Origin of the sequence: Gilliamella sp. B2717 (genome assembly GCF_026536675.1) — a bacterium.
Lineage (GTDB): Bacteria > Pseudomonadota > Gammaproteobacteria > Enterobacterales > Orbaceae > Gilliamella > Gilliamella apicola_I.
In genome coordinates this window covers 64,194-79,427 of record NZ_JAFNNQ010000096.1, presented here as the reverse complement: position 1 = coordinate 79,427, position 15,234 = coordinate 64,194, and the positions used below count along the sequence as shown (strand labels likewise).

17 protein-coding genes and 1 tRNA gene are annotated in these 15,234 nt (G+C 32.3%); 10 read left to right on the top strand and 8 right to left on the bottom strand.

Annotated elements, in window-relative coordinates; genetic code table 11:
• Positions 1–3: 3 nt before the first annotated feature.
• The 3 genes from rnpA to epmB all read right to left on the bottom strand — a co-directional run bounded on the left by rnpA (position 4) and on the right by epmB (position 1,738).
• A complete protein-coding gene (rnpA, locus tag J3U35_RS11035) occupies positions 4–360 on the bottom strand; it encodes a ribonuclease P protein component (protein WP_267352369.1) in 357 nt (118 codons plus the stop codon).
• Positions 361–371: 11 nt separating this feature from the next.
• Positions 372–512, bottom strand: a complete 141-nt coding sequence (rpmH, locus tag J3U35_RS11030; protein WP_039105005.1) for a 50S ribosomal protein L34 — start codon at positions 510–512, stop codon at positions 372–374.
• 200 nt (positions 513–712) lie between these two features.
• On the bottom strand, positions 713–1,738 hold the full coding sequence (epmB, locus tag J3U35_RS11025; RefSeq protein WP_267361390.1) for an EF-P beta-lysylation protein EpmB: 1,026 nt from the start codon (positions 1,736–1,738) through the stop codon (positions 713–715).
• Between the two features lie 32 nt (positions 1,739–1,770).
• Between epmB and efp the strand changes: the two genes are divergently transcribed.
• Positions 1,771–2,337: an elongation factor P gene (efp, locus tag J3U35_RS11020; RefSeq protein WP_034882790.1), complete on the top strand. Its 567-nt coding sequence runs from the start codon at positions 1,771–1,773 to the stop codon at positions 2,335–2,337.
• A 158-nt stretch (positions 2,338–2,495) separates the two neighbouring features.
• On the opposite strand, the gene trmL is transcribed toward efp, so the two are convergent.
• From trmL to thiI, 4 genes are all read right to left on the bottom strand, one after another.
• The gene (trmL, locus tag J3U35_RS11015) at positions 2,496–2,981 is read right to left on the bottom strand and encodes a tRNA (uridine(34)/cytosine(34)/5-carboxymethylaminomethyluridine(34)-2'-O)-methyltransferase TrmL (protein WP_267352371.1); all 486 of its coding nucleotides are present in this window, start codon (positions 2,979–2,981) and stop codon (positions 2,496–2,498) included.
• Positions 2,982–2,993: 12 nt separating this feature from the next.
• Positions 2,994–4,376: an envelope stress sensor histidine kinase CpxA gene (cpxA, locus tag J3U35_RS11010; protein WP_411589936.1), complete on the bottom strand. Its 1,383-nt coding sequence runs from the start codon at positions 4,374–4,376 to the stop codon at positions 2,994–2,996.
• A 28-nt stretch (positions 4,377–4,404) separates the two neighbouring features.
• Positions 4,405–5,124, bottom strand: a complete 720-nt coding sequence (locus J3U35_RS11005) for a response regulator (protein ID WP_065558927.1) — start codon at positions 5,122–5,124, stop codon at positions 4,405–4,407.
• Positions 5,125–5,264: 140 nt separating this feature from the next.
• Positions 5,265–6,713, bottom strand: coding sequence for a tRNA uracil 4-sulfurtransferase ThiI (gene thiI, locus J3U35_RS11000; RefSeq protein WP_267361388.1), 1,449 nt, complete (start codon positions 6,711–6,713; stop codon positions 5,265–5,267).
• A 179-nt stretch (positions 6,714–6,892) separates the two neighbouring features.
• Between thiI and secG the strand changes: the two genes are divergently transcribed.
• The 5 genes from secG to J3U35_RS10980 all read left to right on the top strand — a co-directional run bounded on the left by secG (position 6,893) and on the right by J3U35_RS10980 (position 10,004).
• The gene (gene secG, locus J3U35_RS10995) at positions 6,893–7,240 is read left to right on the top strand and encodes a preprotein translocase subunit SecG (RefSeq protein ID WP_267361386.1); all 348 of its coding nucleotides are present in this window, start codon (positions 6,893–6,895) and stop codon (positions 7,238–7,240) included.
• A gap of 7 nt (positions 7,241–7,247) precedes the next feature.
• Positions 7,248–7,333, top strand: a tRNA-Leu gene (locus tag J3U35_RS10990).
• Positions 7,334–7,677: 344 nt separating this feature from the next.
• Positions 7,678–8,712 carry a hypothetical protein gene (locus J3U35_RS10985; protein WP_267361384.1) on the top strand — a complete coding sequence of 345 codons (1,035 nt, stop codon included), beginning with the start codon at positions 7,678–7,680 and terminating at the stop codon, positions 8,710–8,712.
• A gap of 104 nt (positions 8,713–8,816) precedes the next feature.
• Positions 8,817–9,017 carry a helix-turn-helix transcriptional regulator gene (locus J3U35_RS11640; RefSeq protein WP_416380703.1) on the top strand — a complete coding sequence of 67 codons (201 nt, stop codon included), beginning with the start codon at positions 8,817–8,819 and terminating at the stop codon, positions 9,015–9,017.
• A gap of 216 nt (positions 9,018–9,233) precedes the next feature.
• A complete protein-coding gene (locus J3U35_RS10980; RefSeq protein WP_267361382.1) occupies positions 9,234–10,004 on the top strand; it encodes an antA/AntB antirepressor family protein in 771 nt (256 codons plus the stop codon).
• A gap of 342 nt (positions 10,005–10,346) precedes the next feature.
• Here the strand turns inward: J3U35_RS10980 and J3U35_RS10975 are convergent, their stop codons facing one another.
• Complete coding sequence (locus J3U35_RS10975; protein ID WP_065558933.1) at positions 10,347–10,526, bottom strand: YlcI/YnfO family protein; 180 nt, start codon at positions 10,524–10,526, stop codon at positions 10,347–10,349.
• 136 nt (positions 10,527–10,662) lie between these two features.
• Here J3U35_RS10975 and J3U35_RS10970 point away from each other — a divergent pair, with 136 nt between their 5' ends.
• The 4 genes from J3U35_RS10970 to J3U35_RS10955 all read left to right on the top strand — a co-directional run bounded on the left by J3U35_RS10970 (position 10,663) and on the right by J3U35_RS10955 (position 15,020).
• The gene (locus tag J3U35_RS10970; protein WP_267361379.1) at positions 10,663–11,004 is read left to right on the top strand and encodes a hypothetical protein; all 342 of its coding nucleotides are present in this window, start codon (positions 10,663–10,665) and stop codon (positions 11,002–11,004) included.
• 166 nt (positions 11,005–11,170) lie between these two features.
• Entirely contained in the window at positions 11,171–12,505 is a 1,335-nt protein-coding gene (locus tag J3U35_RS10965) for a Fic family protein (protein WP_267361377.1), read from the top strand.
• Between the two features lie 975 nt (positions 12,506–13,480).
• Positions 13,481–13,969 (top strand): hypothetical protein, encoded by a 489-nt coding sequence (locus J3U35_RS10960; RefSeq protein ID WP_267352374.1) that lies wholly within the window; start codon positions 13,481–13,483, stop codon positions 13,967–13,969.
• Positions 13,970–14,369: 400 nt separating this feature from the next.
• Entirely contained in the window at positions 14,370–15,020 is a 651-nt protein-coding gene (locus J3U35_RS10955; RefSeq protein ID WP_267352375.1) for a LemA family protein, read from the top strand.
• The last annotated feature ends 214 nt before the right edge of the window (positions 15,021–15,234 follow it).

Genomic DNA, 15,234 nt, shown 5'->3' with positions numbered 1-15,234 from the left:
TGTTCACATCTGGTGTTTGCCGACAATTTTTTGGCATAGTTTATCTAATGTAGCGAAAAGTTGTTGATTATCTAATTCTATAACAGGTTGCTTCGCCATTAAAATAAAATCAATGTTAGGTAATTGATGTTGATGATGACGGAAATACTCTTTAGCAAGTCGTTTGATCCGATTACGCTCATGTGCTCGCTTAACCTGCTTTTTAGCTATAGCAAATCCCAAACGTGGATGCGATAACTGGTTTTTACGAGTAATTAGCGTAAGAAAAGGCGATCCCGCTCGTGTGGATTCTTGAAAAACATAATTGAAATCAAAGGGAGTTAACAAGCGCAACTCCCGAGGAAAAGTGAGTTTAGTCACTCAACTTTAAATTAGCTAGAAACAGTTAAACGAGCACGGCCTTTAGCACGACGGCGAGCAAGAACTTGACGACCGTTTTTAGTAGCCATACGTGCACGGAAACCGTGAGTTCTGTTGCGTTTTAATACTGATGGTTGAAATGTGCGTTTCATGACGATTTATATCCAAATCTAATTTATCAACAAGTTGTAGAGTAAAAACTCCACAGCATTAATTAAAGAGGTCGGAATTATAGAGGCTATTTTATTTTTCGTCAATGAGATTTTAAAAGATAAATGATATAAAAATAACCTAAAATAGCCATCACTGCCGTAAGTATCAGATATCATGTCACCCTTTAATATCGAATAAATTATTCATTAAAAGTTAGAACTCGCTTACTTTTTTCACCGCCGACTTCACGTGCTAATTTAGGAACTAAATAGCCCGATACCTGTTCAGATAACTGCTTCATTAATTGTTTAGCGTGCTTGTCTTCTACTAAAAAATGAGCAGCTCCTTGTACTTTATCTAATAAATGTATGTAATAAGGCAAAATACCATTATCAAACAGCTTATTACTCAATTGTGCTAACGTCGTCACATTATCATTAATATTTTTCAATAACACACTTTGATTAAGAACGGTCACATTATGTTGCTTTAATTGATTAACCGCTTGTGACACATCATCATCAATTTCATTAGAGTGATTAATATGCGTGACAACAACAATTTGTAAACGACTTTTAGCAAAAAGTCGACAAAGTGTAGCGGTAATACGAGAAGGAATCACTACCGCTAAACGGGTATGAATGCGTAGCCGCTTAACATGCTTAATTTTTTCTAATTCACTGATTAAATAATCCAACTCATGATCTTTAGCCATTAATGGATCACCACCAGATAATATGATTTCATCAAGTTCTGGATGATTCGCAATATAATCTAATGCAACAGTAAGATTTTTTTTATTACCCTGATTTTCATGATACGGAAAATGTCGCCTAAAACAGTAACGACAATTAATTGCACACGCCGTTTTAGTCATCAACAAGGCTCGATTGTGATATTTATGCAATAATCCCGGAATGGCGTTATCTTGTTCTAGCAACGGATCGGCACTAAAACCACTAACTTCAATCATTTCATTATCATTACAAAGCACTTGTAACAATAGCGGATCCGCATAGTCACCCTTCTTCATTCGATGAATAAAAGCCATAGGAACTCGAAGCGGAAACTGTTTTTTCGCTTGTTTCATTGACATAGAAATCGTATCTGGATCCAAATCTAAATAACAATAAAGTTGCTTGATATCGGTCACAACATTAGCAAGATCAAAAATCCAGTCATCTTTATTTGGTAGTTCAACTTTTTGCTGTATAATATGGCTCATTTTTGTAATTCAGAATGATAGTTGGAGCTTTTATGGCATCTTATAGTACTAATGAGTTTAAAGCCGGTCTTAAAATAATGCAAGATGGTGAGCCGTGCGTAATTGTTGAAAACGAATTTTATAAACCTGGAAAAGGGCAAGCAATTAACCGCGTTAAAATTAAAAAATTACTTTCTGGTAAAACCGTTGATAAAACGTTTAAATCTGGTGAATCTGTTGAAGCAGCCGATGTTGTCGATATGAACTTAACCTATTTATATACCGACGGTGAATTTTGGCACTTCATGAATAACGACACATTTGAACAATTATCTGCTGATGCGAAAGCGGTTGGAGACAACGCTAAATGGTTAGTTGATCAAGCAGAATGTATCTTAACATTATGGAACGGACAACCTATCGCCGTTACCCCACCTAATTTTGTTGAACTTGAAGTTATCGAAACAGATCCAGGTTTAAAAGGTGATACAGCAGGAACTGGCGGTAAACCGGCAACATTATCAACTGGTGCTGTTGTCCGTGTACCACTGTTTGTACAAATTGGTGAAGTACTTAAAGTTGATACACGTTCAGGCGAATACGTTTCACGTGTTAAATAAAATCGGTTAAGTACCTTAACGATTGAAAGAATATAGCGAGGCTTAAACAGTCTGGCTATATTCAAAACAACGCTCACAAAGTTACTTGTCAACATTGATAAAATAACTAAACTCTTTTTTATCCTTCATTTCCAGTTTTTCAAACAGCGACTAAATAGTTATTTAGCACCGATATAACCTAATTGTCGCCATGATTCATAAACTACCACCGCAACGGAGTTAGATAAATTCATGCTACGGCTATTGGCTAACATAGGAATGCGAATTTTATGATCTTGTGGAAGCACATCAAGTATAGAAGCTGGTAATCCCCGTGTTTCTGGGCCAAACATTAAAAAGTCATTGTGTTTATAACTAACTTCACTATGTGACTTTTGCCCTTTTGTGGTTAATGCATAAACTTGGGTGGCTAAATCAAGTTGGTTTGATTCTAAAAAATGATGAATATTTTTATAACGTTTTACATCGACAAACTCTTGATAATCCAATCCTGCACGCCTAAGTTTTTTATCATCCCAAAAGAATCCCATTGGTTCAATAATATGTAAATTAAAGCCCGTATTTGCACAAAGACGGATAATATTACCTGTATTAGCAGGAATTTCGGGTTCGAACAAAACAATATTTAATGGCGCTTTAGACACAACAATTCTCTTCTATTTTTTATTTTGGATAGGCAATACTATCACAACTCTTAGTCCCCCTAACGGACTTTTCTCTGCTTTAACAGTTCCGTGGTCTCGTGTAATCGCATTACAAACAATAGCTAAACCTAAACCTGTCCCACCTGATTCACGATCTCGTGCTTCGCTGGTACGATAAAAGGGTCTAAAGATCTGTTCTAATTCATTATCTGCCACCCCTAACCCATCATCGTCAATAGTAATAGTTAGGTGTTTATGATGCGCGACAAAATCCACCACAATTTTATGATTTGAATAACGAAAAGCATTGCGTATTACATTTTCAAGCGCACTACATAACGCCGCAGGATAACACAAAATAGTCTGATTGCTGGGTGGATTCATAATTAAGAAATCTTTTCCAATTTGTTCTGCTTCAAATGTGGCATTATCAAGCACTTGCTTAAATAACACATTAATACTATTTAATTCCCGAATCTCATTATTATCATATTGATGTCTGGCTAATGATAATAGATCACCAATCATGGCATCGAGTTTTAAGGCTTCATTATTAATACGAGTGACTTCTGTACCTTCGCCTTGCTTACGACGCAATAATGATGCGGCAAGCTGTAAACGTGTTAATGGTGTTCGTAATTCATGAGAGATATCGGAAAACAAACGTTGCTGAGATTCTTGCATTCGTTTCAGTTCCCGTAACATATGGTTAAAACTTGCACCTGTTGCTTTATACTCAGAAGAACCAATTGTTTCGAGATCTGGCCACTCTTGTAAATTACCTTTAGCAACCTGATCAGCTGCACTTTTTAAACGTCTTGCTGGTTTTGCGATACTCCAAGATAACCAAAGTAAAAATGGCGAGCTAATTAACATTGTTAATGCTAACAACAAAAAGGGATGATCGAAGATAAGGCTAACAAACTGTGATTGAATATCCGATGCTGGTTGTAAAACATACAATTTATATTGCTCTTTAGCGTAATTAACCAGAAATGGACCGATGATTTCTTGCGAACCATAAATCTTTTTAGCAGGATCATCAACATTATGAGATTTTTCACTAAAGTTTTTTACTAAATCTATGTTTTTAGTATCTGCGGTTATGATTTGCTCATTGGGTGTTAAGATAAATAAGAATTGTTCGGATTTTTGATGATTATCCATAACAACAATAAAACGCATCCACCAACGAAAACTATTTTTAGGAACATTGATTAGCTCTTTTTCGAGCTGATTAGCGAGTATATTGCCAGTTTCTTTTTCTTTATTCGCCAAATAAGTTAAATTTCGGGAATCCAGAGTCGGCAAAACGATAATCAGCATCAAAAAAAAAGCTATTGTCAGTAAGAATATAGTGAATATTCGGATAGTCAGACGATCAAAAATCCACATATCTTCTTACCTTTTTAATAAACAACATCTAACTTTGTAACAGATCATCATTCTGATCTACGACAAATAGATAGCCCTTAGATCGCAATGTTTTAATCCACGGTAAGCCATCACTACGGGGTGGAAGCTTCTTACGTAAATTAGAAACATGAACATCAATTGAACGCGCAAGAGGAATAAACTCTTTACCAAGCACTGTTTCACTCAAGGTATCACGAGAAATTATTTTTCCTGCATTTTCAAGAAGTTTTAATAATATTTGAAATTCGGTGCCTGTTAATTCAATATATTTGTCATCAAAAGAAACAGATTGTTGCTTTCGATTAACGGTTAATTTATCAATCGTATATTGAAGAGACTTCTCACCAAAGCCACCAACTAAATTATCCCAACGTTTACGACGTAATAGTGCGTTAATCCGCGCAACTAACTCCCTATCATTAAATGGTTTCAAGATATAATCATCTGCACCAAGTTCAAGTCCAATAATTTTGTCAAACTCGTTGTCTTTAGCTGTTAAAAAAATAACTGGAACCGTGTATTTATTTCTAAGTTGAGATAAAACACTTAATCCATTCATTTCAGGCATCATAATATCAAGTAATATAAGATCAATGGTATTATCAAACTTATCTAAAGCCTGTACTCCATTATTAGCTGTTACAACTTCAAATCCTTCTAATTCTAATAATTCACACAACAACGAGGCTATCTCTGGATCATCATCAACTACAAGTAATTTGTTCATTACAACCCTCTTAATCCTATTGATTCATAATATTTATATTTTAATTAAAATTAATCCTATTATTGATATAGCTTTTATTTTTTCCTTACCGTTATTATATATGCAAAAAGTGCTAACAATATACAAAATTCTTAGCAATTTTATTCTTTAAATATTTTAACGTTACAAAAACCCTGTTCAATAAGGTATAAAGCCTGTAATTTACTCATTACACCTCGAGCACAATAAAGTAAATATTGCTTAGATTGATCTAAATCGCCGAATTGAGTGGCCAACTTATAAAATGGAATAAGCTTAACTTCAACATCGCTTAATTCAAGAGGCTGATCTTCTTGTTCATCTGGGGAACGAATATCAATAACCACATGTTCATCATTAAGTTTACTAACAGTTTCTACTTGCGTGATAGTTGTATCGGCTTGTTTAGCAATTTCGCGGATATCGATATTTTCAGCTTCGTCAACCGCCTTATCTAAAATAGAAAAATCAAAATTCAACTCTTCGGCTTCAATTTTTTCTTTTACTGCTTTCACGGTTGGACTTTTCGAAATCACACCACAAAATTCTGGCATCGTTTTAGCAATATCTTCCGTTCCAATCTGACGAGCAAGATTAATAATAGTTTCTTTATCATGCGTAATAAGAGGACGTAACACTAAAGTATCACTGACATTATCGATTAAGCGTAAATTGGTTAAAGTTTGACTTGAGACTTGCCCTAAAGCCTCACCAGTCACTAACGCTTCGACCTTATAGCGCTGAGCAATTTTTGAGGCAGCTCGAATCATCATTCGTTTAAGAATAACGCCCATTTGACCGTCATCCACCTTTTCAAGAATCTCACCTACCACGTCGGCAAAATCGATAGCAATAAAACGGACTTTATGCGAACTCCCAAAACGCTCCCATAAATAATGCGCCATCTGTTTAACACCAATTTCATGTGTCTTACCGCCAAGATTAAAAAAGCAATAATGAACACGACAGCCACGTCTAATAAGCATATAGCTTGACACACCAGAATCAAAACCGCCTGAAATTAACGAAATCACATCTTCTTGTGTGCCTGTTGGAAACCCACCAATACCATCATATCGACCTTTAACAAGCAACAACTTATCTTTATCAATTTCTAAATTAACGGTAATGTCAGGGCGAGTTAATTTCACTTTAGATGAAGCAACATATTGATTAAGCCCCCCACCGACATAACGCTCAACATCAATCGAGGTAAAATCATGTTTTCCTCGACGTTTAACCCGTACACAAAATGATTTGTTTTCGATTAACGGCGCATAGTAATTCAATGCTTTTTCGAATATGTCGTGAATATCCACATAAGGCAGCTCATCGACCGCTAAAATATGATGAATACCGGGAATCCGGATTAATAAATTAAGAATTTGCGCTTCACTGTTGGCAACTTTTGGACGGACTTCAATAAAATCCCAATGACGAATAACCGCAACGTCTTCAATATGACGTTTCAAAATGTTACGAATATTACTGGTCAATATTTTTATAAAACGTAAACGAACAGATTCACTTTTAATGGTAATTTCAGGAAACAGCTTAACAATAAATTTCATAAAACAACGATACTATAATAAAAATGGCGACATTATACTGATTTTTACCCCGGAAACATACAATTGATTACGATAAATACAGAAAATAAGAAAATATACTTGCTTGTTTGTCACACTTTCGCTAATATTCCGCATCTATAAATTTTTGTTGTATAACACTTAAAAAGTGACAGGTTAAAATGTACGGAATTTTAATAGCAGGTTATTTGGTTATTGCTTTAGCAATAATTGTACTAGTATTAATACAGCGTGGTAAAGGTGCTGAAATGGGCTCTTCATTTGGGGCAGGTGCATCTGCAACCTTATTTGGTTCATCAGGCAGTGGTAACTTTTTAACACGTACAACTACCGTTTTAGGTGTGCTATTCTTTGCATTAAGCATTGTGTTATCTAACATGGTCGGTACCAGTAAATTCAGTCACATTGATGTGAATGAAAGTACGCCTGTGACAACACAACAAAATACAAGCGAACAAGCAACACAACAAACAACAAATGATAATCCGACATCGGATATTCCAAATTAATTACGGCGCCGTGGTGGTGAAATTGGTAGACACGCTATCTTGAGGGGGTAGTGCTCTAAGGGCATGCGGGTTCAAGTCCCGCCCACGGCACCAATTCAATAATCAGCAACATTCTTCAAAATTCTTTAAAGCACATCAAAATCAGCATAAATAAGGGCTTAAAACCTATTTTTACTTTTAAATATAATCTTAATCTTTTTGTTATAAAATTGATTTATTTGTCATTTATAAAGTAAAACAATTTTATTTAAAACACTGCAAATAAAATCCCCTCTTTTCATTAGTATTCACTACCTCAAATTTGACTTTATGAATATAAACACAGTGCTATAATGTAGCTAACTGAATATTATAATATTATTTGCATCTAGGCTGATCCCCGAACATTCGCAACTATAGCGAACTGGCGCAAATTTCTATTAGGGGCATGAGGGCGTATGGCATTACCAGAAAGGTTATTTTATCCATTAGATAAAGCTGTTATTAAAATAAATCAAAAGTTATCACTTGAAAATCATATAGATATTGAAGATTTATTATATTTTTGCTTCTGTAAAAAAGTAGAATTATGCGTATTTTATACCGAAAAAATGACTAGCAAATATATTCTCCCAACAAATTACCGAAGTGACTGGTACCATAATGAAAAAATGCTTACTTTAGGACAAATATCAATAAATACTGTTCAAGATAGTGGTTTTAAATTTTTGGAAGAATTATTCGTTCATGATGATTTTTATGGAAGGAGTATAAAAACAAAATATGGATTTATAGCTGCTGATTTATTTGCTCGTGATGAGGTTTTCAAATTAGAAAACGATAAAGATTCATTCAATTATAAATACCCATTTATCAATCATTTTATTGATATTAATAATATAAATACATTGCTCGCAATACAATTCTCTATATGTCAAATGTATCCTGTACAAGAAATAGTTATTTCACAGTTTAAGCTCCCAAGGAATAGTTTTTTTATTGCTGATCGTATTTATAATCAAATTTCAGAGAAAAACCCAAATTCTTTTTTGGATTCCCTATTTAAGGATTTAGATAATATTATTGAAGTGGATATAAACTCGTCCTACCCAGTAAAACTAGATATAAAAGATTTACTTATTACTCAAGAGGAGATAAACCTATTCTTAGAAGGAGGAAATACTAATAATAAAATTGCTCTTAATACAGAATATGAATCTGCTGGACGACCAGAAAACTACTATAAAAGATTTTGTATTGATGTAGGTATCGCTACACGTGAAAAATATCCTTTCAGTAAAGTATCAACTATTTCTGAGAAGCTAATAAACTACATTAAATTATTAAGTAAGGAACAATCAAATAATATTATCCCAACAAAAGCAACAATAGATAATTATTTAAGGCAAGTAGGATTAAAATTGCCTTCAATTAAAAGTAGTGAAACATTTGAATTAGTCATTCCAGAAAGATATAAATTATTTTTTAAATAATCAATTAAATTGTTTAATTGTACATTTTAATATTTAATGTAATGCATGTCTGTTTATACAGTTATATTCTATATTTATCTTTTAGATACAGGAGAATATAACTAATGCACATCCAAATCCTACCCAAAAAAGAAGTAAAAACCTTACTTCACTTCATAAGTGACACTAGCCTTTATAAGCTAGAACAGAAAGACGAAACATTTCCCCAAAGAATCAGAATAGGCTTGCGCCGTGTTGGCTATCGAGCAGATGAAATTTATTCTTGGCTTGAATCTCGCAAAGTAGAATATCGCGAGGTGGCATAATGAAGATAAAGCAAAACCCTTTATATGACGAAATAGTAAAGGGCTTCGATTGGAACTTAGACGCCTCCAATCATAGCCAATCTTGCTATAAGTGTCTACATAAAAAGATAACCATTTAGTTAATTATTTAAAAACAAAGCGCATTTTTGCGCTGACGGTATCCCCTTGCCTAAATTTAGCTAAATGGGGAATAAACAGATAGAATTGGAGAAAAAAATGGCAAATATAACTAATTTAGTACCAGTAACCGAAACGCAATTAAACGGCAAATTACAGCAAACATTTAGCGCAAAGGATTTGCATAATTACTTAAACGTAGGAAATGATTTTTTAACCTGGATAAAGGGAAGAATAAAAGAATATGGGCTTATTAACAATGATGATTTTCTAATCATTGATTCATCAGAATTTAGGAATCAAAGCACAAATAACGAGCAACAAATAAAATGGACAAGTGAGCGAGGTGGAGATCGTAAAAGTACAGATTACATCCTGACAATCGGAACCGCTAAAGTATTAGCAATGATTGAAAACAACGAAAAAAGTAGAGCAATAAGAAAGTACTTTATTCGTTGTGAACAACATTTTAAGGAAATTGAGCCTGTAATCCAAAAGAAAGAGCTTAAGCGGTTAAAAGCACGCATTGAGGTGGCAAATTATACCCGTCCTATGCGTGATGCATTAACTTTACAAAGGTTATCACAGGGTAAAAAGACTAAAACATATCACTACACTAATGAATTTAATATGATTAATGGTATTGTGCTTGGTATGTCTGCGAAGGATTTTAGAAAAGCACATAATATCACTGGTGATATTCGCGACTATCTTAATGAACAGCAGCTTAATCACCTAGCCTACCTAGAAAAATCAAATATTACATTAATTGATATGGGGTGGGATTACGAAAAACGAAAACCAGAGCTTATCAAGCTATCAAAAAGCTATATGATTCGGTTATTGGGCGATGAAGCATTATGTCCTTAAATGCTAATTTAAACTATTTAAAAGCCCTAGCAATAGGGCAATCTATCCACTCCCTAAATAATCACTTAGTAGATCGCAACGGCACGATTAACGCTATCCAAAAGGTGAAATCTTTCTTCTTGGTTAGCAATGAAGATTTTCTACTAGCAATAGCCAATCAAATAGCTACTTTTTAGGAATAATTTAATTTTTCGACATACTGGCAAGATTTAATATTGAATTTAAAAAGTAGGTTTTGCACGTCCATAAAAAAAGAAAATAAGGAATTTAAGGGAATAATAATAAAGAACCCATAGCGAGAATAAAACCAATACCACTAATCAGTGGTATTAAGTTAAAAGACTATTTCTTTTTTGATTTAGCTAGCTTTTCACGACAAGCATCCTTGACCCATGCGCTAAAGTTACTATTTTCTTGTAATATTTGTCTTTCGATTAGTTCAAGTAAATCGTCTTCGAAACGGATTATTTTAGATGTACTTTTGGAACGATCAAAACTTCTTTTTTTATTTTCTTCTTGCATTGGTTTATACCATTATGTTAGATTATTAGTTAATGGTTTATACCACACTAAAGGTAAGACCATTAAAAAGCAATGCCTCGAAGTGCTACCAACACTATCGAAGCATCTAACCACAAACATTATACGGAGTAATGCTATGGCTAATAGTAATGATACCCTATACCCTGAAAACGGGCAACTTGACCTGTCTAATTTACTTTCTGTCTTAAATCTTTATAGGGCGGATTTTCCTGTCGAACATTTATCACGAGTAGAGAGCCATTTTGAAGAACTGCAACAATCGATTTTAGGTGGAATCGGTGCGATTGGTAATTTAATGTTCTGGGCTTGTGAAAATGAAGATTATACCGAGCAAAGCCTTAAAAATGATATGCGTGATATGGGTTATTTGTTCATACAATTAAGGGATTTGGCTTGTTTCGCTACCAATCAAAGAAATCTACTCATTACCAAACTTAGCAATAAGGAAAGTAAATAATATGTTGAACTCAAATCATAAAATATCAATCATAATATTAAATGGTTTAAATTTTATAAAATAACCTTCATTTTTTGATAAAGATAAATTCTTTATTAAATGTAACCTTTACTTTATGATGATTAAATAATATCATTTAACTCAATTTTTTTAAATTGAGTTAAATATGAGAATATCACACGCCAAATCATTAAATAAAATCATGGAAACTATTGATCCTATTAGTTTAATTAATGCTATGGGTAAATTTAAAGAAACTGATGCAAAAGGTCGGTATCTTCATTGGAGTGACTTTAAATATAAAAAAAACGATGAAAATATTGATATTGATTTAGCATGGGCTGCAACTAAAATGTCTAGATTACAGTCAAATAAACTAATTAATATAGGAGAATATCAATTTAGATTTTGTGTTCCTGATTCTTTACAAAGAGATCTCCATACAATAGATAAAAAATCCAGTGGTTATATAGGGATGAATAATCCTGAATCGATGGATGGAATTAATAATAAATATTTAGTTCATTCTTTAATTATGGAAGAAGCTATTTCATCGGCTCAGCTTGAAGGAGCTTCAACAACAAGAAGAATAGCCAAAAAAATGCTTGAATTAGATAGGAAACCAAAAAATAAATCTGAAATTATGATTTTAAATAATTATTTATTGATGAAGAAAGCATTAGAAATGAAAAATGAAAGTTTATCTATTGAGCTAATTCTCAGTTTTCATGAAATAGCAACAACTGGTGCAATAGAAAATAATGCTGTCTGTGGCGAGTTTAGACAAACAGATGATATTTATGTCAGAAACCATCTACAAGAAGTCATTTACACGCCACCTAAAGCAGAAGAACTTTATGATTTGATGAGTGATTTATGTAATTTTGTTAATACTCGTCATGATTGTGAAGAAGGAGAGTTTTTTATACATCCAGTAATTAAAGCAATATTGTTACATTTTTTTATTGGCTTTATTCATCCTTTCGGAGATGGAAATGGAAGAACTGCAAGAGCCTTATTTTATTGGTTTATGATGAAGTCTGGTTATTGGTTATTTGAATATACATCAATAAGTAAATTAATTAAAAACGCACCAATACAGTATGCAAAAGCTTATTTATATGTAGAAGATGATGAATTAGATACTACTTATTTTCTATACCACCAAATTGATATTATCATGCGTTCTATTGACGAATTAAATTGTTATCTACAGAGAAAGCAACGAGAATTAGCGGATTTCTTAACTAGAATTAAAAATTCTAAAATAGCATCAAAGTTAAATTTTAGACAAATTGATATTCTTAAAAAAGCAGCTAAAGAACCAGGTAGGCAATTTATTGCAAAATCGATAAGTATTGAATATAGTGTATCTGAAAATACAGCAAGATCTGATTTAAAAGGACTGGAAGATAAAGAACTATTATTACTTATTGGAAACAGCAAAGTTAGAACATATATTTCACCATCTGACTTGTTGGATAACTTATCAGATAATTAATATCATTATTATAATAATGAGCCGCTATTATTTAGCGGTTTTTTTATTTAGTGAATACCTAAAGTGAACACCAATAAATAGTTAATCCTAAAGTATTTACCGTCTAAATCCTTTTATAATAAGGCTTAAAAGAAATAGTGAACACCGTGAACACTTTTTTTACAAAATTTAATTTTTATGGGGGATAAGGTAATAGTCTGCAACTTTTAAAATGGACACCGCTCACCAATCAAATCTTTAAGCCGTCAAAATTTCAAAATTAATTTTTTAACCTTTCAATTTAGCAAGATAAAAATGCTTAATTTATAGGGTCATTTTTTATTTTGGGGGTACATTAAACTAACAAAACAAAAAATAATCTTTATAAAAAGGATTTATAAGGCATATTTCAAGTCCCTCCCACGGCACCAATTCAATAATCAACAACATTCTTCAAGATCCTTTAAAGTACATCAAAACTAGTAAAAAAAGCCTTAAAGCCTAGTTTTCTATTCTTCAAGCGTCCATAAGATATATTTAGAACCACATTATTTAGGTATACGTATCTCATAAAACTAAAAATCGTATAACGATGGCTTGTATAACTGTCCTATTAACAGTTACTCAAATCAAAACAATTAAATTATAAGATAAAGATTATTCGTTATCAGACAGCAACAATTTAGTTTTGAGTTTAATTTGGTTTGATTATTTTTATTCTTTTGCTTTTGAATAAGGTTAAGGTATTGGTTGATATAAGGCTTAATCACTTAAATTATTCTCTTTTTTTAAATTGCGATTAATATTTATTAATACTGGTTAATTTTTCTTATGTTATCACTACACTAACAAGAAATGACTACATATTATTTTCTTTTTAAGCTATTCTATTAAGTACGCTATAACTAATTTTTTTGTTATAGCTTTTCTATTAGCCTTTAATCATTTGGCTATATTACTTAATCCAATTTACTAAACCAAACAATGGAATATATCATGAAAAAATTCATTCCTATATTATTCTTATGTAGTTTGTATGGTAGTAATAGTTATGCAGATGAAAGTCAAAATAGTTTCCAAAAACAACCTCAATCACAAACAAATACCGATTATACTGAATATAAAGCTCATTTAGCCGATAATCTTTCTTTGTCATTTTTTGTTGATAGCCAAGAACAAAAAGCCATACCCGTGTTATTGAAAGATGGCAAAAAATATCAGCCAATTAGTATCAAATACTGTATTAAAAATTCTGATGCTTGCTGGCGACAAATTATTTATCATAATTCACTTTCTCATATTAGTTACAACCTTGATAAACCCGAAAGCAGAAAGAATTTATTGATATGGAAAATAGAGTATCTCGATAATGGTCAATTAGCTGAAACCGATTTTACACAGGCACCAAAAACAGGAGCTTTACCTGATGGGGATGATGATTATGATCCGTATATCCTTTGGCAATCAGACTTGAGCAATTATTAGTTCAAAATAATGTCAGCCAATAAGTTAATATAATAAGAATTAGCAAATCGATAATTTGCTTTTTGATTATATTAACTTATGTTTTCTCTAAAAAATGAAATTTAATCGGTCACCACAAATTAGAATTTTATTCTTCTAACTCAATTTGTATTGAAAACTCACGTTAATTTACTAAAAAAGTATTTCTAAAATTATCTTTTCAAATCAATAAAAATGGCGATAACTAAAATAAGAAATATCCTATGCGAATATCTAAATTTTCCTTAAAACTTAATCAGTTTTAAAAATTTTATAATTAACAACTAGTTGTTAAAATTGTATTTTTATGTTAATTTGCATCATCAATTTAACAATCTTATAGTTAGACATAAGAGTTATTGGATATTTAATAAGGATATGTATGCTATCAACTATTATTATTATTCTAATTTTTATCACCGGTTGGTTATTCTTTGCCTATAATAAACTACGTGGTTTAGCCGAAAATGTTAAGCAGACACAGGCTAATATTTATGCTACGGTCAAAAAGAGACAAGATATAGCACAACGACTTTCTGATATTGCTTCGAGCTATGGGAATCACGAAAAGCTTACACACTTTACCATTACTGAAAGTGACAGCATTAGCAACGCAGCTACCCGCACGTCACAAACTTCTCAGATATTAGGTAATGTTCAAATGTTAGCTAATCGATATCCTGATTTAAAAGCCAATACAACTTACCAACAATTAATGGTTCAATTAGATGAAATTGAAAACTCCGTTCTGATACGAAGAGAAGCTTATAATGCCGCAGTACAAGTATATAATTCCACTCGCGGTAGTGTTCCTCATCTATTCTATGCTAGTAAACTAGGATTTGGTGAAGCGGCCTATTTTGAAATGGATCAAAATGGTACTGAACAACAAGCATCGTTTAAAACCGACGATGGTAAAATATTAAGAGACACAATTGGTAGAATGGCCTCAGTAGCTTCAGGAAGGGTAAAAAAAATTAAAGAAAAAACAAATAATAACTCAGAAGATAATCAGTCCAATCAACAAAATTAGTTAATCCTATTTTTACACCTACAGCCTTGTTGTTTTATCAGAATAACAAGGTAATCTTCATTTATAATAATTTTTTGTTTTTCATCACAATTAATTAAATTTTCAGCATTCTATAGTTGTAGGTTTCAAAAATGAAGGTAAAGCACTCTTCTGGATATTGTTAACCCGTACCTAGTCAATTTAGATATTCTTTTTATTAAAAGCTAATTGATGA

Coding starts and splice junctions, on each gene's coding strand:
- rpmH (WP_039105005.1), bottom strand. CDS start 512: ATGAAACGCACATTTCAACCATCAGTATTAAAACGCAACAGAACTCAC.
- epmB (WP_267361390.1), bottom strand. CDS start 1,738: ATGAGCCATATTATACAGCAAAAAGTTGAACTACCAAATAAAGATGAC.
- efp (WP_034882790.1), top strand. CDS start 1,771: ATGGCATCTTATAGTACTAATGAGTTTAAAGCCGGTCTTAAAATAATG.
- cpxA (WP_411589936.1), bottom strand. CDS start 4,376: ATGTGGATTTTTGATCGTCTGACTATCCGAATATTCACTATATTCTTA.
- J3U35_RS11005 (WP_065558927.1), bottom strand. CDS start 5,124: ATGAACAAATTACTTGTAGTTGATGATGATCCAGAGATAGCCTCGTTG.
- thiI (WP_267361388.1), bottom strand. CDS start 6,713: ATGAAATTTATTGTTAAGCTGTTTCCTGAAATTACCATTAAAAGTGAA.
- secG (WP_267361386.1), top strand. CDS start 6,893: ATGTACGGAATTTTAATAGCAGGTTATTTGGTTATTGCTTTAGCAATA.
- J3U35_RS10985 (WP_267361384.1), top strand. CDS start 7,678: ATGGCATTACCAGAAAGGTTATTTTATCCATTAGATAAAGCTGTTATT.
- J3U35_RS11640 (WP_416380703.1), top strand. CDS start 8,817: ATGCACATCCAAATCCTACCCAAAAAAGAAGTAAAAACCTTACTTCAC.
- J3U35_RS10980 (WP_267361382.1), top strand. CDS start 9,234: ATGGCAAATATAACTAATTTAGTACCAGTAACCGAAACGCAATTAAAC.
- J3U35_RS10975 (WP_065558933.1), bottom strand. CDS start 10,526: ATGCAAGAAGAAAATAAAAAAAGAAGTTTTGATCGTTCCAAAAGTACA.
- J3U35_RS10970 (WP_267361379.1), top strand. CDS start 10,663: ATGGCTAATAGTAATGATACCCTATACCCTGAAAACGGGCAACTTGAC.
- J3U35_RS10965 (WP_267361377.1), top strand. CDS start 11,171: ATGAGAATATCACACGCCAAATCATTAAATAAAATCATGGAAACTATT.
- J3U35_RS10960 (WP_267352374.1), top strand. CDS start 13,481: ATGAAAAAATTCATTCCTATATTATTCTTATGTAGTTTGTATGGTAGT.
- J3U35_RS10955 (WP_267352375.1), top strand. CDS start 14,370: ATGCTATCAACTATTATTATTATTCTAATTTTTATCACCGGTTGGTTA.